The 21404-nt window shown below is 28.6% G+C and carries 21 protein-coding genes and 2 tRNA genes; 8 read left to right on the forward strand and 15 right to left on the reverse strand.

The genetic code is table 11. From position 1 onward, the window contains the following. Window positions 1-14: 14 nt before the first annotated feature. From rpoB to BDU_RS01960, 12 genes are all read right to left on the reverse strand, one after another. Window positions 15-3482, reverse strand: a complete 3468-nt coding sequence (gene rpoB / locus BDU_RS01905) for a DNA-directed RNA polymerase subunit beta (protein ID WP_012538146.1) — start codon at window positions 3480-3482, stop codon at window positions 15-17. An 85-nt stretch (window positions 3483-3567) separates the two neighbouring features. Continuing rightward, a complete protein-coding gene (gene rplL, locus BDU_RS01910; RefSeq protein WP_012538147.1) occupies window positions 3568-3939 on the reverse strand; it encodes a 50S ribosomal protein L7/L12 in 372 nt (123 codons plus the stop codon). 72 nt (window positions 3940-4011) lie between these two features. Next, window positions 4012-4500: a 50S ribosomal protein L10 gene (gene rplJ / locus BDU_RS01915; RefSeq protein ID WP_012538148.1), complete on the reverse strand. Its 489-nt coding sequence runs from the start codon at window positions 4498-4500 to the stop codon at window positions 4012-4014. 10 nt (window positions 4501-4510) lie between these two features. Continuing rightward, window positions 4511-5185 (reverse strand): 50S ribosomal protein L1, encoded by a 675-nt coding sequence (gene rplA, locus BDU_RS01920; RefSeq protein ID WP_012538149.1) that lies wholly within the window; start codon window positions 5183-5185, stop codon window positions 4511-4513. Beyond that, the gene (rplK, locus tag BDU_RS01925; protein ID WP_012538150.1) at window positions 5185-5619 is read right to left on the reverse strand and encodes a 50S ribosomal protein L11; all 435 of its coding nucleotides are present in this window, start codon (window positions 5617-5619) and stop codon (window positions 5185-5187) included. The genes rplA and rplK overlap by 1 nt, the downstream gene beginning before the upstream one ends. Before the next feature lie 55 nt (window positions 5620-5674). Continuing rightward, window positions 5675-6229: a transcription termination/antitermination protein NusG gene (gene nusG, locus BDU_RS01930; RefSeq protein ID WP_012538151.1), complete on the reverse strand. Its 555-nt coding sequence runs from the start codon at window positions 6227-6229 to the stop codon at window positions 5675-5677. A gap of 10 nt (window positions 6230-6239) precedes the next feature. Then, the gene (secE, locus tag BDU_RS01935) at window positions 6240-6410 is read right to left on the reverse strand and encodes a preprotein translocase subunit SecE (RefSeq protein WP_012538152.1); all 171 of its coding nucleotides are present in this window, start codon (window positions 6408-6410) and stop codon (window positions 6240-6242) included. A gap of 30 nt (window positions 6411-6440) precedes the next feature. Continuing rightward, window positions 6441-6512: transfer RNA gene (locus BDU_RS01940), tRNA-Trp, on the reverse strand. Between the two features lie 10 nt (window positions 6513-6522). Further along, entirely contained in the window at window positions 6523-6702 is a 180-nt protein-coding gene (rpmG, locus tag BDU_RS01945; protein ID WP_012538153.1) for a 50S ribosomal protein L33, read from the reverse strand. Between the two features lie 23 nt (window positions 6703-6725). Beyond that, window positions 6726-6797 (reverse strand) — tRNA-Thr (locus BDU_RS01950). Window positions 6798-6899: 102 nt separating this feature from the next. Beyond that, entirely contained in the window at window positions 6900-7751 is an 852-nt protein-coding gene (locus BDU_RS01955) for a hypothetical protein (RefSeq protein ID WP_012538154.1), read from the reverse strand. Between the two features lie 10 nt (window positions 7752-7761). Beyond that, window positions 7762-8784, reverse strand: a complete 1023-nt coding sequence (locus BDU_RS01960) for a tetratricopeptide repeat protein (protein WP_041177779.1) — start codon at window positions 8782-8784, stop codon at window positions 7762-7764. Between the two features lie 75 nt (window positions 8785-8859). On the opposite strand from BDU_RS01960, the gene BDU_RS01965 reads away from it, so the two are divergent. The 3 genes from BDU_RS01965 (at window position 8860) to BDU_RS01975 (ending at window position 12173) form a co-directional block, all read left to right on the forward strand. Then, window positions 8860-10164, forward strand: coding sequence for a hypothetical protein (locus tag BDU_RS01965; protein ID WP_318250776.1), 1305 nt, complete (start codon window positions 8860-8862; stop codon window positions 10162-10164). A 12-nt stretch (window positions 10165-10176) separates the two neighbouring features. After that, window positions 10177-10833 carry an ankyrin repeat domain-containing protein gene (locus BDU_RS01970; RefSeq protein WP_012538157.1) on the forward strand — a complete coding sequence of 219 codons (657 nt, stop codon included), beginning with the start codon at window positions 10177-10179 and terminating at the stop codon, window positions 10831-10833. A gap of 149 nt (window positions 10834-10982) precedes the next feature. Next, entirely contained in the window at window positions 10983-12173 is a 1191-nt protein-coding gene (locus BDU_RS01975; RefSeq protein ID WP_012538158.1) for a dicarboxylate/amino acid:cation symporter, read from the forward strand. A gap of 26 nt (window positions 12174-12199) precedes the next feature. Here BDU_RS01975 and proS read toward each other — a convergent pair whose 3' ends face one another. Then, window positions 12200-13666, reverse strand: coding sequence for a proline--tRNA ligase (gene proS / locus BDU_RS01980; protein ID WP_041177710.1), 1467 nt, complete (start codon window positions 13664-13666; stop codon window positions 12200-12202). 794 nt (window positions 13667-14460) lie between these two features. Between proS and BDU_RS01985 the strand changes: the two genes are divergently transcribed. Together BDU_RS01985 and BDU_RS01990 are read left to right on the forward strand one after the other, a co-directional pair. Continuing rightward, window positions 14461-15084: a BAPKO_0422 family outer member beta-barrel protein gene (locus BDU_RS01985; protein ID WP_012538160.1), complete on the forward strand. Its 624-nt coding sequence runs from the start codon at window positions 14461-14463 to the stop codon at window positions 15082-15084. Window positions 15085-15107: 23 nt separating this feature from the next. After that, window positions 15108-15905: a DUF3996 domain-containing protein gene (locus BDU_RS01990; RefSeq protein ID WP_012538161.1), complete on the forward strand. Its 798-nt coding sequence runs from the start codon at window positions 15108-15110 to the stop codon at window positions 15903-15905. A 50-nt stretch (window positions 15906-15955) separates the two neighbouring features. On the opposite strand, the gene manA is transcribed toward BDU_RS01990, so the two are convergent. Then, window positions 15956-17077 carry a mannose-6-phosphate isomerase, class I gene (manA, locus tag BDU_RS01995; RefSeq protein WP_012538162.1) on the reverse strand — a complete coding sequence of 374 codons (1122 nt, stop codon included), beginning with the start codon at window positions 17075-17077 and terminating at the stop codon, window positions 15956-15958. After that, window positions 17074-18942: a fructose-specific PTS transporter subunit EIIC gene (locus tag BDU_RS07690; RefSeq protein WP_012538163.1), complete on the reverse strand. Its 1869-nt coding sequence runs from the start codon at window positions 18940-18942 to the stop codon at window positions 17074-17076. Before BDU_RS07690 ends, manA begins: the two co-directional genes overlap by 4 nt. A gap of 124 nt (window positions 18943-19066) precedes the next feature. Between BDU_RS07690 and BDU_RS02005 the strand changes: the two genes are divergently transcribed. Genes BDU_RS02005 through BDU_RS08520 form a run of 3 tightly spaced genes read left to right on the forward strand, consistent with a single transcriptional unit; the run spans window position 19067 to window position 21389 of the window. Continuing rightward, window positions 19067-19747: a hypothetical protein gene (locus tag BDU_RS02005; protein ID WP_012538164.1), complete on the forward strand. Its 681-nt coding sequence runs from the start codon at window positions 19067-19069 to the stop codon at window positions 19745-19747. After that, window positions 19744-20628, forward strand: a complete 885-nt coding sequence (locus tag BDU_RS02010) for a DNA/RNA non-specific endonuclease (RefSeq protein WP_012538165.1) — start codon at window positions 19744-19746, stop codon at window positions 20626-20628. The genes BDU_RS02005 and BDU_RS02010 overlap by 4 nt, the downstream gene beginning before the upstream one ends. Continuing rightward, window positions 20625-21389, forward strand: a complete 765-nt coding sequence (locus tag BDU_RS08520) for a hypothetical protein (RefSeq protein WP_012538166.1) — start codon at window positions 20625-20627, stop codon at window positions 21387-21389. The genes BDU_RS02010 and BDU_RS08520 overlap by 4 nt, the downstream gene beginning before the upstream one ends. Window positions 21390-21404: the final 15 nt, after the last annotated feature.

Consider the following 21404-nt stretch of genomic DNA (forward strand, 5'->3'; position numbering starts at 1 on the left):
AAAATCCTCAAAACCTAAGTCTTATTAATTAATTCCTCTTCCTTTTCTGTTAAAGGAATTTGATTTCCATTATCATCATAAATAGATAAATCAAAACCAAGACCTCTTAGTTCCTGCATCAAAACATTGAAAGATTCAGGAATTCCAGATACGTTAGTAGGAATGCCCTTAACAATATTTTCATATATCTTAACTCTTCCTGACATATCATCTGACTTTACTGTTAATAATTCTTGCAAAGTATGCGCAGCTCCATAAGCTTCAAGAGCCCAAACTTCCATCTCTCCAAGTCTTTGTCCACCAAATTGAGCTTTTCCTCCAAGAGGTTGTTGAGATACAAGTGAATAAGGGCCTGTAGACCTTGCATGCATCTTATCATCAACAAGATGATGAAGTTTCAACATATATATAACTCCAACCATAACTTCATTTTCAAATGGTTCACCTGTATATCCATCATACAAGACTGCCTTTGACGTCTCATTAAATCCAGCTTTTTTTAACTTTTCTTGAATACATTCATTTGTAGCAGACTCAAAAACAGGAACATCATAATATTCGCCAAGATACTTACCAGCAAGACCAAGCTGAGATTCCATCAATTGTCCAATATTCATACGAGATGGCACTCCCAAAGGATTCAAGCATATATCAAGAGGGGTCCCATCTGCAAGATATGGCATATCTTCAACAGGAAGAATCTTTGCAACTACACCCTTATTTCCATGTCTTCCTGCCATTTTATCACCTTCTTTAAGTTTTCTTTTTTTGGCAATATAAACCTTTAATATTTCATCCACACCAGGTGGAAGATTTCCAACATCATCTTTAGTAATTCTTTGAACATCAATTACAGTTCCTTCAGTACCATGAGGAACTTTTAATGAATTATTCTTAACATCCTTTGCTTTCTCACCAAATATAGAAGTTAAAAGTTTAAATTCAGGGGTAATATCTCCTTCTGATTTTGGAGTAACTTTACCAATTAAAATATCACCTGGTTTTACATAAGTCCCTATTCTTACAATTCCATTTTCGTCAAGTTTACTCAATATCTTTCCACTAACATTAGGAATATCAGCCGTAACTTTTTCAGGTCCAAGCTTAGTCTCTCTTACTTCAATGCTAAATTCTTTAATATGAATTGAAGTATAAAGATCTTCCTTTACAATTCTCTCAGAAATTAAAATAGCATCCTCATAATTAAATCCATTCCACGGAATAAAACCAACTAATAAATTATTACCAAGCGCCAATTCTCCATATCTAGTAGCAGGACCATCTGCTATTATCTCATCCTTATTAACAATTTGGCCATTCTTCACCAAAACTGAATGATTGAAAGAAGTATCCTGGTTTGTCCTCTCATATTTATAAAGTTCATATTCATCTAAATCTCGTTCAGAAGTTGCATTATCAGGTTTAATAACTATCTTTTTGTTTGTGGCTAAGACAACTCTACCAGGTCTTTTTGCTTTAATAACAACACCAGAGTCTTTTGCAACTATCCTCTCCATGCCTGTACCAACAATAGGTGGCTGTGGAAATAATAAAGGAACTGCCTGACGTTGCATATTCGAACCCATAAGAGCACGATTTGCATCATTATGTTCAAGAAAAGGTATTAACGCCGAAGAGACAGATATTAATTGTCTAGGCGAAACATCCATGTAATCGATATTTTTAGGCATCATTGTAGTATAATCACCAGAAATCCTAACAGACACCAAATCATCAGTATAATTACCATCAGAACTAACAGAAGCATTTGCTTGCGCAATACATTTTTTTTCCTCATCAATAGCAGACAAATATTCAATATCATCGGTCACCTTACCATCAATCACCTTCCTATAAGGAGTTTCTAAGAAACCATAATCATTAACTTTTGAATAAGTAGCCAAAGAAACAATAAGTCCAATATTTGGGCCTTCAGGAGTTTCAATAGGACACATCCTACCATAATGAGTATAATGTACATCTCTTACTTCAAAACCTGCTCGATCCCTTGAGAGTCCACCAGGACCCAATGCATTAAGACGTCTCTTATGAGTAAGTTCGGCTAAAGGATTAACCTGATCCATAAACTGAGAAAGCTGACTGGTTGCAAAAAATTCTTTAACAGCAGAAACAACGGGCTTAACACTAATTAATTCTTGAGGTTTCAAATTAAATACTTCTTTATTAGACATTCTGTCCTTTGCAATTTTTTCTACTCTTGACATTGCACCCTTATATATATTTGTAAGTAACTCACCAACAGAACGCACTCTTCTATTTCCAAGATGATCTATATCATCAAGAACATCATGCCCATCATATATTCTTAAAAGATGAGATATAGTATTTACTATATCTGTCATAGTAAGAACTGATGTTGTAAGATCATCAAGACCAAACTTCTTAGAAAGTTTATATCTTCCTACATGACCTAAATCATATCTTTTTTCTGAAAAAAATACAGTTCTTAAATCGTTCTCAGCATTGTCAATTGATATTGGTTCACCAGGCAAAAGTACACTATAAACTGCAAGCATCACGGATTCTCGTGAAAGCTCTTTAAATCCATCTTTTAAAGCAAAATAAGCATCTTCTTTTTCAAAACAATTTAAAATAACATCGGAACTAATGAAATGTTTTCCAGGAACACTATCATACCCATCAAAATCAATCAAGTTTATTTCTTTAACTCCATTTTGCAAAAAGTCTTCAATATCTTGCAAAGTTATCTTATCACCTGCCCGATAAGTCATATTTTCTTTTATAGTAATGTTTGTAGCTAAATACTGTCCTGTAATCTCTCTTTTAGTATCATCATTTACTTCAATTTTTCTAATCTTATAAAAAGTCTCTATTATTTTTTCTCTAGTATCAAGACCTAAAGCTCTTAAGAAAAGAGTAACTAATATTCTTTTTTTTCTGTCTATCTTAACATAAAGGTAATCTTTTTTTGAGTCAATCTCAAATTCAAGCCAAGAACCACGATAAGGAATAATACGAGCATAATATAAATCTTTTTCCTTATAAAAAACAACCCCCGGAGATCTATGAATTTGTGATACAATGACTCTTTCTGCACCATTAACGATAAAAGTTCCTCTATCTGTCATTAAAGGAATAGTTCCCATATAAACATCTTTTTGTCTTATCTCTCCTGTTGTTAGAAACTGTAAGTTTAATCTTATCTTTAAAACAGCCTCATAACTTTGCCCCTTTCTTTTACACTCTTTCTCAGTAAAGCTAATAGAATCATATTCAATATAATATTTTTCATATTCAAGAGCAACCTCACCATTGCTACTTTTCATAGGAAAAACATCTCTAAACACAGATTCAAGGCCCTCATTGAGCAAAGGTTTATTATTTTTTAATCTCTCAAGTTGCAAAAATTTTTCATAAGAATTCAATTGTATTTCTATTAGGTTAGGTAAGTTTAAGATTTCTTCGGCTTTTCCTTGTCCTAGATGAACCCTTTTTATCATTAAAAGACTCCTTTTTTAAGACACAATAAACCACATGCCACTTAAACGACATGTGGAATAAAAAATTTGGCATATTTTTAATGCTTTACTTAATTTCAACTTTTGCACCAACTGCTTCTAGTTTCTTCTTTATTTCCTCAGCATCTGATTTTGAAACACCTTCCTTAACTGCTTTAGGAGCAGATTCAACTAAGGCTTTAGCCTCGCCAAGTCCAAGTCCAGTAATAGCTCTTACTTCTTTAATAACGTTTATCTTACTATCTCCAAAAGATACAAGCATCACATCAAATTCTGTCTGTTCCTCAACACCACCAGCAGCAGGACCAGGGCCAGCAGCAACTGCAACTGCAGCAGCAGTAACCCCAAACTTTTCTTCAATAGCTGTTATAAGCTCAACAACTTCAGATGTTTTAGCTTCTTCAAGCCATGTTAAAATATCTTCTTTATTTAGTGCCATATTAACTTAACTCCTTTCATATTATTTTAAACAGTGATAGCATGCACCCTATTAAGACTAACACTGCTTTTTTTAAACTTTAATATCAGACAAAGCCTTTAAAGTTCTTACAAGTTTTGACATTGGTGCTTTAAGCACACTCATAAACAAAGAAATAGATTCAATCTTAGTAGGAAGTTTACTATAGGCACTAAGTTTAAGCTCATCATAAACTTCTCCTAAAACAAAACCTCCTTTAACCTTTAAAGTAGTAGTTTTGACAAACTCATAAAAAATTTTCGCAATAACATTGGCTTCATCAAAAGCAGTAACAACAGCTGTTGGACCTAAAAGATAAGAATCAAGACCTTCAATATCTTTATCTTTTAACACTCTTTTCATTATATTGTTTTTAACAACTTTTAAAGCACCCTTTTCATCCTCAACCCTACTTCTTAACTTAGTAAGTTCTGCTACCGTTAATCCTCTGTAATCTAAGAAAAAAATATTATCCTTACCATCTAAAAACTCTTTTAACGAATTAAACATTTCAACCTTTTTAGGATTTATCTTTTTATCCATAATTCAGCTCCTAAACAAAATCAATCTTTACAGAAGGTCCCATCGTAGATGAAACATAAACACTATCAACAAAAGTACCTTTCAAATCACTTGGCCGTCTTTTAAGTAATTCTTTAATAAATTCATCATAATTTTCCCTTATTTTCTTACTATCCATAGAAGATTTACCAACAGAAAAATTAATTACACCATTCTTATTTGCTCTAAACTCCGTACGTCCCTTCTTAAGACTAGCTATTGTACCTTTCAAATCATTTGTAATTGTTTGTGTTTTGGGATTTGGCATCAATCCCCTTTTTCCTAAAATCGGACCAAGTTTTCCAACATCTTTCATCATATCAGGCGTTGCAACAACAACATCAAAATCACTAAAACCATCCTTAATCTTATTAATAAGATCATCATCTCCAACATAAGCAGCACCAAATTCTCGTGCCTCTTCTGCTTTCTCACCTTTTGCAAAAACAAGTATTCTCTTTTCTTTCATAAATTGATGTGGCAACACAAGCGTCTCTCTAACCGTATGATTTTTCTTTAAGTTAAGATTAACAGATACATCTATAGTCTCATCAAATTTAACAAACTTAATTTCTTTTAATAAAGATATTGCATCATCAATATTATAAGATTTAAGCTTATTTACCTTAGAGAGAGCTTGAAGATATTTTTTTCCACTCTTAGCCATTATTTTTCCACCTCAACACCCATAGATCTAGCACTTCCTGCAATAATTTTAAATGCAGCCTGCTCCGTTTTTGCATTCAAATCGGGCATTTTAATTTTTGCAATTTCCATTATTTTTTCTTTTGATATAACCCCAACCTTATCTGTATTTGATTTCTTAGAACCTGTCTCTATGCCAACAGCTTTTTTAATTAAAACTGAAGCTGGTGGAGTTTTAACAACAAATGAAAAACTCTTATCACTATAAACAGTAATAATAACAGGAACAACAATTCCTGGTTCCATTTTAGCAGTTCTCTCATTAAATTCCTTAACAAACTGAGGACCACTAACACCATGAGGTCCAAGAGCCTGTCCTATTTTGGCTCCTGGAGCAGCTTGAGCAGCTGGAACTTGAAGTTTAACCCAAGCAACTTCCTTTTTTTTCTTAGACATAAAAAACTCCTTATGGTAAATAACGCTCTTAAAGCTCCCATTTATAAACTTATTGCTAAATTTTTTCTATATGTTGAAAATCAACTTCAACAGGAGTTGACCTTCCAAAAATTTGAACTGCAACTTTCAATTTTTTCTTCTCATAATCAATGGATCCAATAACACCCTCAAAAGAATCAAAAGGGCCTCCCTTAATTCTTACTCTCTCACCTTCTTCAAAATCATAAAGTATAAAAATAGATTTATCTGCTTTAATCTCTCCAGCAAGCATAAAGACACTCTTAACTTCCTCATCACTAATTGGAAGAGGTTTTTGTTCTTTAGTAGTACCAACAAAATTTACAACACCTGATATTTTAATAATATTAGCTACAGTACTTTTCCACTCCTGATCGGAAAGATCTAATTCAATCAATATATACCCTGGCCAAATCTTTCTCTCACGTATACGTTTCTTTCCATTTCTTATCTCTTCTACTCTCTCAATAGGAGCTTTAACATCCAAAACATTATTACCAAAAACACCTTCACTAATTAAAAGCTTTATTTCCTGTTCTATTTTTTTCTCATACTGAGAAAAAGTTTGTAGCACATACCAGGCCCTAGACATAATTTTTTCCTTAAAATATATAGGTTATAACAAGATACATGATATAATCTACCGCACCTAAAAAAACAGAAATAAAAACAACCAACCAAAAAACTTGTTTTCCACTGCCTATTACTTCATTATACCTAGGCCATGTTATTTTTTTAAGTTCTAAAACACTTTCTTTAAAAAATTTAAACATTTAAAAGCCTCTCTTTGATAACACAAACAACAGGTCAGAAGGGAATCGAACCCCCAACATGTGGTTTTGGAGACCACTGTTCTACCATTGAACTACTGACCTATCACTTAAATCACTTTATTTTGCCTTCTTTATGAAGAGTATGTTTCCTTAAACTTGGACAATATTTCATCAATTCCAATTTTTCTTGAGTATTACGTCTATTCTTAGTAGTAGTATAATTTCTAATTCCTGTCTCTTCACACACTAAAGCTATAAGCCCAACAGCTCCTTTACCTTTCTTCTTTCCCATAACAACACTCCTGAATATACAAAAGCCCTCAATCGGATTTGAACCGATGCCGCCACCTTACCATGGTGGTGCTCTACCACCTAAGCTATAAGGGCATTATTTCCCTTCGGTAATAAACCCTTATACCATGTTAATTTATTATCTTAAAAAAGACAAGCCTTATTAAATAATATCTTAAAATTTCAATTTAAAGTCTATCATTTAATAATAACGAACTTACCCTCTCTTAAAAGATTGATATTATTTTCATTTGAAAAGATCTTATTTATGGAATAATCATCAAGTATAATATCTGAATGATTTTTGCCATAAACCCCCTTAGCAATCAATCTTAAAGGATAATCTCCAATTCTGTCTTTATTCTTATAAGAAATATCATTTGTATACTCAAACATACCCCATTTTTTAAGGGCATCCGGGTCAACCATCCTTTTGTCAAAATAAAGCTTAATATTTTCATCATAAATTTTAACAAAAAAAGCATCAGCTAATTTAACAATAGAACCAGAGGAAGATTTATAATCATCACCCGCATAAATAATAATTCCGGTATAAACAAACTGTTCAACAGTTGTATTCATTAATGGAAAAAAAGCTTTATAAGGCTTACTATGACCTAAAAATAAATTTATAAAATCAGGGAAAATACAAAGCTCATACCTAACGGTGATATTTTTCAAATCTTCTGAATATTTCATGTATCCTCTTTTCAAAATACTATCAAGTCCTGAAAAATATAATATTAAATGAGGATCAGAATCAAAATAGTCTTTAAAAGTAGAATCAGAATCAATTATAATTTCAAAAAGCGATTCTCTTATCAAAGTATCCTTAAAATCATTAACACTAAACACTAATCTAGAAGTAGAATCAATACCAACTCTACCAAATCTATCTTCATCTACTGGTTTAATAATATCAAAATAAACTATTTTAGCATCCCAATCAATTGTTCTCTTTATGCTAGATTTAGATGAAACGTCATTTATGATAGACACATTAGAATAAAACAAAAATAAAAAATTCAAAAGACCATTAAGCAAATTCACACAAATCTCCCTATTTTTTACCTAAATAAACACCTATCCAAGCCCAACCATCATTAATTTCTGGATCTTTTGGATAAGAAATTTTTTTAAAAACAAAATACCATTCCCAAATATGTTCCCAACCACTAGATCCAAGATAAGATATATCATTACTAGAATCTGCTTCAAAAGTTTTTGCAAACTGTATACCATTTTTTCGTCTACTACTAAGCTTAATCATAGTTGTCAAAAAACTGTTCGTATTAATCGAATTACTCTTACCACTTCGCTGATCCCAACTTTGAATAAAAAAATTATGTTTATCTCTTATACTTAATAATTTTGTAGTATTTCCTGAAAAAATATATCTCTTAACATCAGAAATTAAGTCATTCAAATTTCTATAAACTACAAAATCCGGATTATCATAATAATTAATTTTAGTCATAACAGCAGAATAATCTCTTGAATCTATTTTTAAATCTGATCGCGGTATTGAGAGTAGTTTTTTATAATAAAGATAAGCCTCATCATAACTTTGAACATCTTCTAAACTTAAAGCAAGATTGTAGTAATAATTACCCCTATCTGCATTGGTCATACTTTCAAAATTATCATTCAATAATAATTTATAATAATTTATTTTGTCTATAGCATCAATATTTAAATTGATCACTCTCTTTGCAATATCTAATTTTATAGAACTATTCTCATAAATATAATCATCAAAATTATCAACAATATATCTATAATACGTAAAAGCTATCTCATCTTCCTTAATATAAGAATATATATTACCCATCAAATAAAAATATAAAGGATAATATTCCTTATCCTCATCATCAGCAATTCCCTTATTAACAAAACTCAAAGCATCCTCATAATCTTTATTGTGCATATGAATATCAACTATTCTATCAATGATAAGAAATCTATCTAGACCTTTTTTATTTGAAGCTTCTAAAAGACTTGTTAGACTCTGAATTTCACTCTGTTTACTCTTATAGCAACTAAAAATCAGCACTAGTCCAAACACTTGAATTAATAACTTCATTGTTTTTATTATATAATAAAGGTCATGCATAACAAAATACATCTTAAGTTCAATAAAAAATACTGGAATTTTAACATGAATAAAAAATTAATCTATATTTTATTATATTTATTATTTTTATCTTGTTCTAATAAAAATGACAAATATGGTATTGTTCTAGATTCAAATAATAGAGAAAAATTACCAAACGGATCTCTTGTAACAATAGAGAACATTAATCAAGACAAAAAAGCAACAATAAATTACAATGGAATAAAATTTATTGTACATAAATTCACAATAGAAAAATTTCAAACAAAAAAGGAAGCAGAAGAATTTCAAAACAGTATCCAACCATATATAAATAAATATGCTATAAGCAAAAAAGATCTCTTACCTCTAAGAACATCTCCAGATAATTACAGAGAAAACATAATACATAGGATACCAAAAGAAACCATACTTAAAATAATACATATCGGAGAAACGACAGAAGCAGGTTCACTTAAAGGAAAATGGCTATATGCATTAACAAAAGATGGTCATAAGGGTTATGTTTTTGACTATGCACTTGAAGTTTTTGATAATATTCCTGGAAAAATACTCACACATTCATTAGATCAAACATCACAAGACAATGTAATTCATACATTTAAAAACATAAAATATTTAAGACCACTTTATTATGAAAAAATGATTGCAAATAATACTTATAATAAAAATCTACTAAAAAATGAATATGGATTATTTTTTACTCAACAAAACAAAATAAAAATCAACATACCCGAATTAAACCTAATTTTTAAATTTGATATAATTGAGGAAGTAAAACCTAACGGCTTTTTATTTAAATCAAAAAACTCAAAGGAAGATTTTATCCTGATAGTAAAAAGCAACCAAAATTACTACAAAGCAATCATTCAAATTAAAGAAAACCAACTGGAATCAAATTTCGTCATAATTGAACAAAACATCGAAAAAATCATACTTGAATCTGAAAGACAAAATCAAAACCTTATAAACAAATTAACTTCTTACGAAAACTTAACAAATACACAATATGGAAATATTAAATTTAATAAAGATAAAACCTTTGTGTGGGGAATAGATAACAAAATTTACAATTTACCAAGTTCAGGAACATTTGAAATAATAGGGTTTAGTCCAAATTTACAAATATCATATAAAAACGCCCTAAAACTTATAAATGAGGAAGGAAAAGAATATTTTTGTTTAATAGACTATACAAATAATGCCTTACAACTTATATTTATATCTTCAAAAAACGTAGAAAACAAATTGATAATAACAGACGATAAAGACAAAATTGCAGTTATTATATTTAATAATAACTCCTCAAATCAAGATATTATTACAAAACAGTTTCAAAAAACTATTTAAAGGTCAAAATTAATGAAAATAATATTTATAATACTCTTAACACAATTTATTACATCCCTAAATGCAAATGAAACTATCAAAACAATAAAGGAACTATCAAAAACAGTTTATAATTTTAATAACCAAGAATACACAACAAATAAAGAAAAGTTAGACAAATTAATAGAATTAATAGATATAAATAATAAAAATATCTTACAAGAATTACAAAAAATAAAAAATGAATTTTTAATTACATCTATATATTTCCAAAATATAAAAGGTACCCTAATAGCTATAAATCTTGCTGCACAGATAAACTTTAGATATAAAGTATCTCCTTTATCAATTGCAATAATTAACAATGATTTTAAAACTATCAAAATACTAATAGACTATGGTATTAAAATCAACAACATAGATGAAACAAAACATTCACCAATATTTTGGGCAATATATCTTAACAATGAAAAAATATTCAACCTTTTAAAAGAACAAGGAGCTGATCTAAGCCTAACTCTTAAGAATGGAAAAACACCTATACAAGCTGCAATAGAAATTGAAAATATCAATTTGATTGAATTATTGCTTAAAAAAAATGTCTACATCAGCGATGAATACAAAAAAGAAATTAAAAATTTAAAAAATCAAAATATAATAAATATCTTTAAAAAATATAAAACAACATAAATATATGACATATAAATTTTTTCACATAACACAGTATTGATATACATTAATGATAAGAAAATGCAATATCAAATTTATATTTACAAAAAATCTAGTAAAATTTATTATACTATTAATTGTGATTTTGCAAATTCAAAAAGGAACAATATATGAATGAAAAAATAAAATTTTTTCTCACCATCCCCATTGGAATATTATTTGGATTATTCCTGCCATCTGAAACTTATAATGCACTCTCACATATTTTCATAAGGTTAACTTATTTTTCTCTAATTCCTTTTTTAATATTTGCAATTCCACTTGGAATAGAAAACATTATAGAAAATAAAAAATTCAAAAGGTTGTTTGGCAAAATAATCTATTATGGAATTTTAATTAATATTTCAGGAGTAATTATAGCCATAGCTGTTTCAACAATATACCTACCACAAAGAATTCCAATATTAGATAAAAATATTCAAAATCAATATTTATTTGATAAAAAAATATTTCTTGAAACATTCTTTCCAAAAAATATTTTTACTATATTTACAAATAGTAATCCAAATCTTTTAAATATTTATTTAATTTCAATCATTATTGGTGCCAGTTTTTATTACGCAAAACAAAAAGGAAGAATCGCAAAAGAGCTTCTCTTAAGCATGTCCAATCTTTTTTATAATACAAATGATATTATTGTTAAAATATCACAATTTGGAATTATTTTTATAACAGCAGCATATGCTGTTAACTTAAAAAATTTTAAGAACTATCAATATTATATAAATAGCATAATTTTTTTATCATTATGGACAGGAATTATCATTCTAATAATAATTCCAATGATTAGCTACCGATTAACTAAGAATTTTAAATTATCGTACAAAAATATATTAACATCTCTACATAATATAATATTTGCGGGCCTAACAATGGATACTTATGCTCCCTATTCTCTTTTAATAGAAAACATTAAAAATGAAAAAATAAATATAAAAAAATCCATAATCATAAACATACCAATAATAAACTTTATGTCTAAATTTGGAACAATTTTCATTTCAACAATTTCTTTCTTTATTATTTTAAAATCCTACTCTAGTTTACCTATAACAATCTATGAAATAAGCTATATGAGTATATTAGCATTCATTTCCATTTTTGCATTTCCACATATTCCTAATAGTTTAATTTACATAATTACAATGCTATGCTCAACTTATACAAAAGGAATTGAACTTAGTTACTCAAACATCATACCAATCCTTCCAATCCTAACATCGCTAGCTATAATGATTGACTTTACCTCAAGCATTGCAATAATGCAAATAATAGACTTTAATGACTCACAATATACTTAATATCTTAATAACTAAAAAATAAAAATTTAATAAGCTCTTGCAAATAAAACAAAATGCTTGGCTGATGTATTGCAATAAATACAAGTTACATTGTCTAAAGATTTATCTTGAAAATCTTCTGGAATACATCGTATTGTAGCCTTTGTATCATTTTTAATATTTTCTTCACAAACTTCATTTCCACACCATGAAGAGAGTACAAATCCTAAATTATCGTTAATATAAGTCTTAAAAAGATCATAATCATTCTCTTTAAAACCAATAATTTCTTTGGTATTTGAATTTCTAAATTCTAACGCTTTATTAAATAATTCACATTGCATAGTCTCAAGTTCCTCTTTTATTTTAGGTAATAACTCTTTAAATGATACTTGATACTTAGAATTTTTATCTCTATCTCTTCTTGCAACAGTGACACAATCCATTAAAATATCATTAGAACCTATCTCAATTCGTATTGGAATCCCCTTAAATTCTGAAGCAGCAAATCTAAATCCTGGTGAATTCTTAAAATCTTTATCAATCTCAACCCTAAACTTTTCCTTTACTAAAATATCAAAAATAGTAGTCGCATATTCAAGAATTTTTTTATTAACATCATCATCTTTTTTAAAAATAGGAACAATAAGAATTTCTATTGGTGCTATCTTAGGAGGTAAAATCAAACCTTTAGAATCAGAATGAACCATAATCAATGCCCCAATTAACCTAGTTGAAACCCCCCAACTAGTGGCAAAAACATAACTCATCTCACCGTTTTTATTTTGAAATTTAACATCAAAAGCCTTGGCAAAATTCAATCCCAAATAATGTGATGTTCCTGCTTGCAAAGCTTTTTTATCTTGCATCAACGCTTCAATTGTATAAGTAGACACAGCACCTGCAAATTTTTCTCTTTCTGTCTTCTTACCATAAAATACAGGAATAGCCAAATAATCTTCAACAAATTTTTTATAAAGATTTAAAATAAACAAAGCTTCCTCTTGAGCTTCATTAGAAGTCTCATGAGCAGTATGTCCCTCTTGCCACAAAAACTCAGTAGTACGAAGAAATGGCTTTGTCCTTTTTTCCCAACGAATAATATTTGCCCATTGATTTATTTTAATAGGTAAATCTCTATAAGATTTTATCCATTTACTATACATATTCCAAATAATTGTCTCAGAAGTAGGTCTTAAAACCAAAGGTTCTCTCAATTCTTCACCCCCAGCTGTTGTTACAACAGCAAGTTCTGGAGAGAATCCCTTAACATGCTCTTTTTCCCTCTCTAAAAACTCATAAGGAATCAGTAATGGAAAATATGCATTCTCATGCCCACTCTCTTTAAACTTATCATCAATTACACTCTGAATTCTCTCCCAAATAGCATATCCATAAGGCATAATAACCATACAACCCTTAACAGGACTATAATCAACAAGTTTTGCCTTTTGTACTATATCCAAGTACCATTTAGAAAATTCCTCTTCTCTTGAAGCAATAAAATCACTCATAAACCACACCTTCCCTAAAAACTTAAAACTTAACTATAAAGACACAATATAATTTGACCTCAAAAGCAAAAATCTACTTTTTACAATAAAGGATATCATATATATTAATTCCAAGATCAATATTCTCTAAGTTTTCTGACTTTTATACATACCATAATTTTTAATTAATAATACAATATAAGATATTTAATAAAAATTGTACACTAAAAACCTATCTTACAATTATGGAAAATAACTAAAAACAATCTTATCAACTCATAAGTAAAATTTATACTTAAATTTATATTTATATTAAAAATATGTCAAACATATTTTTAATATAAATCTTTGCTGTAATATTTATTTTTATAAGCTATAAAAATATGTTTGTATATTACAATAGATGTCTAAAAAAAATATGTAGTAAAATGTTTACAAATTTAACTATAACATTATGCCAAAAATTTACGATAAAAAATAAATATAACAATAACATAAATAATGTTACATCTAATAATGTTCAAAAATTCAAATCAAATGTTATTTATAACCTCAACTTATTCAGATATTACATTTTAAAACTTAATAAAAATCTGATATCACTTAGCAATATACACAAAAATGACTCTGATTGTCATAATTTACAATCATCAAAAAAATGCTGATATGGAAAAAATTTTAATATTAAAAATGTACCCAATATATAAAATCATAATAATGTTGACTATAAACGAAAACATAAACATCTTATATTTTATGAAATATAATTTTAAAAATCATACAAATCTAATCAAACACAATTTGGAGGAAAATTCATGAAAACACAATTAACAATACTTATGATTTTTTTAACCATAAGTTCATCTATTGCAACAACCATTGATCCAGAAGCTCTAAATAGAGTATTAAACAAACAGCATTCTCAAAAAAGTTCCTATCCACCTAATATATTTGGCATAGGATTTGGTATCGGAAATCCTATAACCAATATCATAATCAATTTTCCTTATGTAGATGTAGATTTTGGATATGGGGGCTTTAATGGACTGCATCCTAACAACTTTATACCTTATATTGTCCTTGGGACTGATATTGTATTTAAAGAAGAAGTCTATCACAATACAACACTCTCTGGAGGACTTGGCATAGGCATTGACCTATCTCAAGTAAAACCAAATGAACAAGATGCCTCCAATGTAACACAACAAAATAATAATGGACAAAATAAACAAGAAGAGTTTTCATTAACTTCATCCAATAATAGATTGGGCTTTACAATTAGACTTCCCATTATATTGGAATATGGTTTTTTAAAAAATGTTTTCATAGGTTTTAAAGCTATCACAACAATTGGTGCCACAATGATATTTAATCCCACATCAATGGAAGGAATAAGATTTGGATTTTTTGGTTTTGGATTCATAAAAATATACATATAAAACAACTATACAAAGGAACATTAATGGGAAAAAACACCAAAAAAATACTTACATTATTGTTAATATTCAACTTATACAATCTTGCCTTTTCGCAATATGATAGTATGTATTTTATCGAATGTAAACAAAAAAAGGATGGAACTATATGCACTACAAATGACAAACCTATTGTCCCTGAACAACCTAAAATAGAACCTGAACAACCTAAAATAGAACCTGAACAACCTAAAATAGAACCTAAACAACCTGAAATAGAACCTGAACAACCTGAAATAGAACCTGAAATAGAACCTGAAATAAAACCTGAAATAAAACCTGAAAAACTTAAACCAAATAATACTGCAAACAATAATAAAAAATATAAAAACGCTTACTCATTTGCAGCAGGAACAGGCACTGGAAGTCCTCTTATAAACCTATTAATCTCAGTGCCATACGTAGACATAGATTTTGGATATGGTAGCTTTCTATATTTCAATACAATAAACTTTAAGCCTTATAATTTAATTGCCATTGATTTAATTTTCAGACAACTAATAGGAAAATCTCTAATAATAGGAGGTGGATTTGGAATTGGAGTAGATTGGTCTCAAGCAAATTTAACTTCTCCTAGTTCTCAAAAACCATCCCCTTATGACAGAATAGCAATAGTAACTAGACTACCCTTATCAATAGAATATAAAATCATCAAAAATTTATCATTAGGATTTAAAATTTACCCAACACTTGGTCCAACAATATTTTTAACAGAACCAAAAATAGTATTTGAAGGCATGAGATTTAAATTTTTTGCAATTGGATTTATTAAAATGTTTATATAAATTATTAAATATCTTTTCTTAAAATTAAAAATTAAAAATCAATATCTTAACTATAAAGAAAGCGCAATAAAAATTTCTCCATTACCACAAATTGACAATTCCTTATTACAATCACAATTCCCTATAAACACACTATCTCCCATCTTAAGAGAAATTCTATTATTAAGCTGAACTTTTCCTTTTATAACTAATAATATCATAACACCAACTCTTTCAAAGTAGCTCTCTCCACCTATACATTTGTGAAACAAACTTAAATTGGTACCTGGCAACTTAAATACATCACAACCATCAATATTTTCACTCTTTAACAATGAAAAAACTCCCTCCTCAAATTTTCCAACCTTCAACATTTCATCTTTGTCAATATGTTTAGTTGTAAAACCTGCTCTAATGACATTATCAGAATTAGTCATAAGTTCAATGCATTCACCTTTAAGATAAGCATGAACTTCTCGACTTTCAGTATAAAAAACTTCACCTGTTTTTAATTTAAAAATATACATTCCCAAAAATACCAAAAGACCAATATCAATACCATACATTTTATAAATTTCATTAAACCAAAAAGCTCTAAATTCATCTATAAAATTTAAATTATCTAACACTTTATAAATAATATTCTCAATTTCAAATTCGTGTAAATCAAATAAGGTTTTTACAAACGATTCATGTGTCATAAAATTAAAATCCAATCCTAAACTTCTATAAATATGGTTAATGCCATCAAGTGGCAAAAAACCTTTAAGAGCATAAAAATCACTCAAAGCATAAACAAGCTCTACTTTAGGATTTTCATCCTTATAAATTCTCTTAGAATCATCAATAACTATTTTTTTATTATTTTCAAGCGCAAAGCCTTTTAAAGCAATATCTTTTGAAGGATGTATCTGCAGTGACAAAGGTTTATGCACTGAAAGAATTTTAAATAAAAACGACAATTCACTCCCAAAACCTAAAAGCTCTTTATGTATTTCTAAAAAATTAAAAAGAGAAACATATTGACCATCAACTAATATTTTACTAGAAAATGTTTTATGTGCACCAAGCCACATTTCAGCTTTTGGCAAACCGTCTTTTTTTTGTCCCAAAAGGGAAGGGATGAAACCATATCCACCCCAATCATACTCCTTAATCTCATTTTTCATCAAAAATATATTATCAACACTCATTTAGATACCTTAACCTTTAAAGATTTCAAAAAAATAACTACACTTGTTGCCACCGCAACACCAACAGCTATTGCAACAAGAAATCCAAATTTATGATCAACAACAGGTAAAACTATTGGCCCCCCATGCGGAGCATGATCTGCAACGCCCCAAAATGCTGCAATAATGCTTGAAACAGCACCTCCAAGCACTATCGAAGGCAAAACTCTTGCAGGATCACTGGCAGCAAAAGGAATAGCACCCTCACTAATGCCAATAAAAGAAATCAAAAATGATATTTTTCCCGATTCTCTCTCTTCCTCTTCAAATAATTGTGGCATAATCAAAGTAGCAAGTCCCATAGCCATAGGAGCAACAGGAATAGCTGATGCAACCATACCCATTATTTGTGGCACACTAGGAATCATACCAACACCAAAAAGAAATGCAACTTTATTAAAAGGCCCTCCCATATCAATTGATACCATAGCACCAAGTACTGCCCCAAGTAACAACTTTCCTATAATACCATGAGCATCTGAATTACTTTGAAGCTCCTTAAGACCATTTTCAAGAAGTCCCATAAATTGGGCAATATAAACACCTCCGTAAATCATGAAAAATCCAATAATAACAGTACTTATTAAAGGAATTACAAATATAGGCATTATAGGCCTAAGCCATTCAGATATTTGTCTTCTTGCTAACCATCTTGCAATAAAACCTGCCATAAACCCTACAAGTATGGCTCCTAAAAATCCTGCTTTAACGTCCCTAGCAAGAACTCCTCCCACAAGACCTGGTGCAAGACCTGGCTTATCAGCAATTGACATTGCAATAAATCCTGAAAGTACTGGCAACATCATACTAAAAGCCACACCACCAATATCTGTAATTGTCTTATAAAAAGGATATTGCTCAAAATTTGGACCACCAGAACCAACCCCTGCAAGAGATATGCCAAAGGCTATTAAAATACCACCACTAGCCACAATTGGAACCATAGGAGAGACACCACTCATTAAATATTTGTAAAAGCCAGATTTGCTATTATTAGAATTATCCTTTAAAGTATTCATACCTTTAAATGTTAACACTGGAACACTAAATGCTTCTTTAATAACATTCTCTACATCGTTAATAGCCCTTGCAGTCGAAATTTTATAAACTCGCTTTCCATCAAATCTTAACTCATCAACATCTTTATCTACTGCAAGTATTACAACATCAGCAGCTTCAATATCCTCTTTTTTTAAAGGATTATCAATACCAATAGAACCCTGAGTTTCAACTTTAATGCTATATCCCTGTCTTTTAGCTTCAACTTCAAGCTTCTTAGCAGCAATATATGTATGTGCAATTCCTACAGGACAAGCACATACAGCCAATATATTCTCTGTCCTAGAAATACTAAAATCACTCTCTAAATAATTATTTTCAACATTTTTTATATAAGAATAAATTTCATCAGAATTATTTCCATTTTTTAAAAAATTTTTAAAATCATCATTTTCAAATAATCTGGCTATAAAAGCTATTGACTTAATATGCCCAGTACCTTGTTGATCCTTTGACATACAAATTAAAAATATTAAATTAACAGGAGGATTATCATCAGACCATTTTATACCATTACCCTTTATGTAAAGCAATGAAATAAAACTGATACTAACAACATCTCCTACAAAATGAGGAATAGCAACTCCATTTTCCCAAGATGTATCACCAATATTTTCCCTATCAAGCAATCCTTGCATAAATACTGATTTATCATTTGTATAACCTTTCTTACTTACTTCTTCCACTAAAAAATTAAGTGCTTCATCTTTAGAACATATTGTGGACGATACAAAAATAAGCTCCTTTTTTAAAAAATCCAAAAACATAACCTTAAACCTCCTAAGTACTTAAATTAATTTTATCACAGTACAAAGATTAAATTTGTATTCCCCATCTCACTAACACTTCTTTATTTGCAAATAATTGTATATTATTTAAACTAATTTAATTATGAAAAAAATAATCTACTGTTGCTTATTATTATCATGTATTAATTTATATTCATTAAATAATGAGATAAAAAATAAAGAAAATAAAATTTCAAATGAAAAAACACAAAAAAAAGATGAAATCAATAAAAAAAATTTACCTTTAAAAGAAAAATCAGAAAAAAATAAAAATAGTATATTCTCAATAAATAGAGGTTTCATCTATTCAACAGGTATAGGACTTGGAACAGGATTCTTTCTCAATGCAGAAAACAATCACATAATATTTAGACCCTATTATACATTCGCCACAAATAATCTTGATTTTATGGCTGTTTGCATGATTTTAATGATTGAAGATTACAATGTATCTAAAAAAATCCAATTCTCAAGTACTTATATTGGTATAGGAATAAATTGGAATATCATTAATTTCTTTCAAAAACTAAAATACTTATCTACTAGTATGGGTATTGGAGGACGATTTTACCTATCAACAAATTTAATAGGAAATTTTAGATTTTATAATAAAATACCTTATGTAGTAGAACCATATATATTTTTTGAATTTTCTACAAAAGAATCTATTTCTTACCTTAATATATACTCAAAAGTCGAATGTTTATTCCTTGACACTTTTAATATTTCATTTAACTTTGGTATTAGATATAATCTAAAAAATAAAAAAGGGGAAAATCAATGAAAAAAAAATCAAAAATCTTAATTATTCTCTACATATCAATTTTAATAGGATTTTTATTCCTACATCAAAACCCAAAAATCGTCAATAAAATAAAAGAAATAGCTTCTAATTATTTAGAAGAAATTAAAAATAGATTTTATAGACCTCAAATTCCAATAAAACTACAAGAAGAATATCTCTTACCACAGGGATATCTTACTACCCAAGTATTACACAAAAAATATTATTCTTTAGGATATGCTGAACATGCAAGACAATCAGAATGGGTAGCTTATCAATTAAAAAGAGAAATGGTTGAATTAGCTTTAATCTTAGTTAAAGAAAAAAAAATCACGCGAAGTAAAAAATTTTTTGAAGATCCAGATATCAAAGGAATTGCACCAAAATTAAGTGACTACCTACACAGCGGATATGATAGAGGACATATTGTTAGTTCTGCTGATATGTCTTTTTCTAAAGAGGCTATGAGAGAGACTTATTTTTTATCAAACATTTCTCCACAAAAAAGTTCATTCAACTCAGGAATTTGGTCTAAACTTGAACAAAAAGTTAGAAAATGGGCTATTTCAAAAGAAAAGATTTATATTATTAGCGCAGGAATCTTGACGGAAAACCAAGGATTTATTGGAAACAACAAAATTTTAATTCCAAAAAACTTTTATAAAATCGTGTTATCCTTAAACAACAAGAGTAATAATTATGAAATTGTAGCTTTTATTATTCCAAATGAAAAAGCTAAAGATACAGATTTAAAAAATTACGTTGTGAACGTAAATTCAATTGAAGAGAAAACAAAAATAGATTTTTTTGCAAAACTTGATGCTAAAATAAAAAAAATAATCAAAATGCAAAAAAATATATCTTCTTGGGAACTTAAATGAAAACATTATTTTCAAAATTAAATTTCTTTTTATTAACGACCGTTAGTCTAGGAATAATTGTTATATCAATATTTATTTACTACTTAAATACCAGCATAAACTTTTATAATTATCTTAGTAAAATATACAATACAAATACATTGGCTTTGGTCAACAAATTTTTTATATTCAACATTGGCATCATAGGATCCATTTGGACATATATCAATTACAAGAGAACAAACAATATACAATTCGTATTTTTTTATTGTTTTATTTGCTTTTATATAATTGAACCCATTGCAATTTTTAAATATTACCTTTTAAGCAACACATTGAGTTTAGAATTGTATTCTTTAATGAAATTTTATCACTTAATAGTCATATTTTCATTACTAAATTTATTCTTTTTAAGTCTATATATATGTGATTTTCAAATAAAATCAATAACTTATACCATTTATTTAATTTTTACTTTCTCAATGATTTATAGCTATTTAATACCTATTAATGCTTATCAACACACAAACGACTTTTTCTCTCCAATAAAAAATAATAAATTATACATCTATTTATTCCTACTACTAATATTAATGAACTTCCTGGTAGCATGTTTAAGGAAAAAAAACTTAAGTTATTTGCTACTCTTTGTATCAACATCATTAATAGTATTAGGAACTTACTTAAATTTGATAGAAATACCCTATGCATTCATACCAATTTCAATAGGAGTACCAATATACTTACAAGAATCAGGCAAACTCTTTTTTTATTGGCTATAAAAAGTCAAGCTCAAT

This window comes from Borrelia duttonii Ly, assembly GCF_000019685.1.
In the GTDB taxonomy this organism is placed as follows: Bacteria; Spirochaetota; Spirochaetia; order Borreliales; family Borreliaceae; genus Borrelia; species Borrelia duttonii.

What these genes read in the sequence shown, in the direction of transcription:
- BDU_RS01990 (WP_012538161.1), top strand. Translation starts at nt 15,108, where the DNA reads ATGGGAAAAAACACCAAAAAAATACTTACATTATTGTTAATATTCAAC.
- BDU_RS01975 (WP_012538158.1), top strand. Translation starts at nt 10,983, where the DNA reads ATGAATGAAAAAATAAAATTTTTTCTCACCATCCCCATTGGAATATTA.
- BDU_RS08520 (WP_012538166.1), top strand. Translation starts at nt 20,625, where the DNA reads ATGAAAACATTATTTTCAAAATTAAATTTCTTTTTATTAACGACCGTT.
- rplJ (WP_012538148.1), bottom strand. Translation starts at nt 4,500, where the DNA reads ATGGATAAAAAGATAAATCCTAAAAAGGTTGAAATGTTTAATTCGTTA.
- BDU_RS02005 (WP_012538164.1), top strand. Translation starts at nt 19,067, where the DNA reads ATGAAAAAAATAATCTACTGTTGCTTATTATTATCATGTATTAATTTA.
- BDU_RS01985 (WP_012538160.1), top strand. Translation starts at nt 14,461, where the DNA reads ATGAAAACACAATTAACAATACTTATGATTTTTTTAACCATAAGTTCA.
- rpmG (WP_012538153.1), bottom strand. Translation starts at nt 6,702, where the DNA reads ATGGGAAAGAAGAAAGGTAAAGGAGCTGTTGGGCTTATAGCTTTAGTG.
- BDU_RS01970 (WP_012538157.1), top strand. Translation starts at nt 10,177, where the DNA reads ATGAAAATAATATTTATAATACTCTTAACACAATTTATTACATCCCTA.
- BDU_RS01965 (WP_318250776.1), top strand. Translation starts at nt 8,860, where the DNA reads ATGAATAAAAAATTAATCTATATTTTATTATATTTATTATTTTTATCT.
- rpoB (WP_012538146.1), bottom strand. Translation starts at nt 3,482, where the DNA reads ATGATAAAAAGGGTTCATCTAGGACAAGGAAAAGCCGAAGAAATCTTA.
- BDU_RS07690 (WP_012538163.1), bottom strand. Translation starts at nt 18,942, where the DNA reads ATGTTTTTGGATTTTTTAAAAAAGGAGCTTATTTTTGTATCGTCCACA.
- BDU_RS02010 (WP_012538165.1), top strand. Translation starts at nt 19,744, where the DNA reads ATGAAAAAAAAATCAAAAATCTTAATTATTCTCTACATATCAATTTTA.
- nusG (WP_012538151.1), bottom strand. Translation starts at nt 6,229, where the DNA reads ATGTCTAGGGCCTGGTATGTGCTACAAACTTTTTCTCAGTATGAGAAA.
- secE (WP_012538152.1), bottom strand. Translation starts at nt 6,410, where the DNA reads ATGTTTAAATTTTTTAAAGAAAGTGTTTTAGAACTTAAAAAAATAACA.
- manA (WP_012538162.1), bottom strand. Translation starts at nt 17,077, where the DNA reads ATGAGTGTTGATAATATATTTTTGATGAAAAATGAGATTAAGGAGTAT.
- rplA (WP_012538149.1), bottom strand. Translation starts at nt 5,185, where the DNA reads ATGGCTAAGAGTGGAAAAAAATATCTTCAAGCTCTCTCTAAGGTAAAT.
- proS (WP_041177710.1), bottom strand. Translation starts at nt 13,666, where the DNA reads ATGAGTGATTTTATTGCTTCAAGAGAAGAGGAATTTTCTAAATGGTAC.
- rplK (WP_012538150.1), bottom strand. Translation starts at nt 5,619, where the DNA reads ATGTCTAAGAAAAAAAAGGAAGTTGCTTGGGTTAAACTTCAAGTTCCA.
- BDU_RS01960 (WP_041177779.1), bottom strand. Translation starts at nt 8,784, where the DNA reads ATGAAGTTATTAATTCAAGTGTTTGGACTAGTGCTGATTTTTAGTTGC.
- rplL (WP_012538147.1), bottom strand. Translation starts at nt 3,939, where the DNA reads ATGGCACTAAATAAAGAAGATATTTTAACATGGCTTGAAGAAGCTAAA.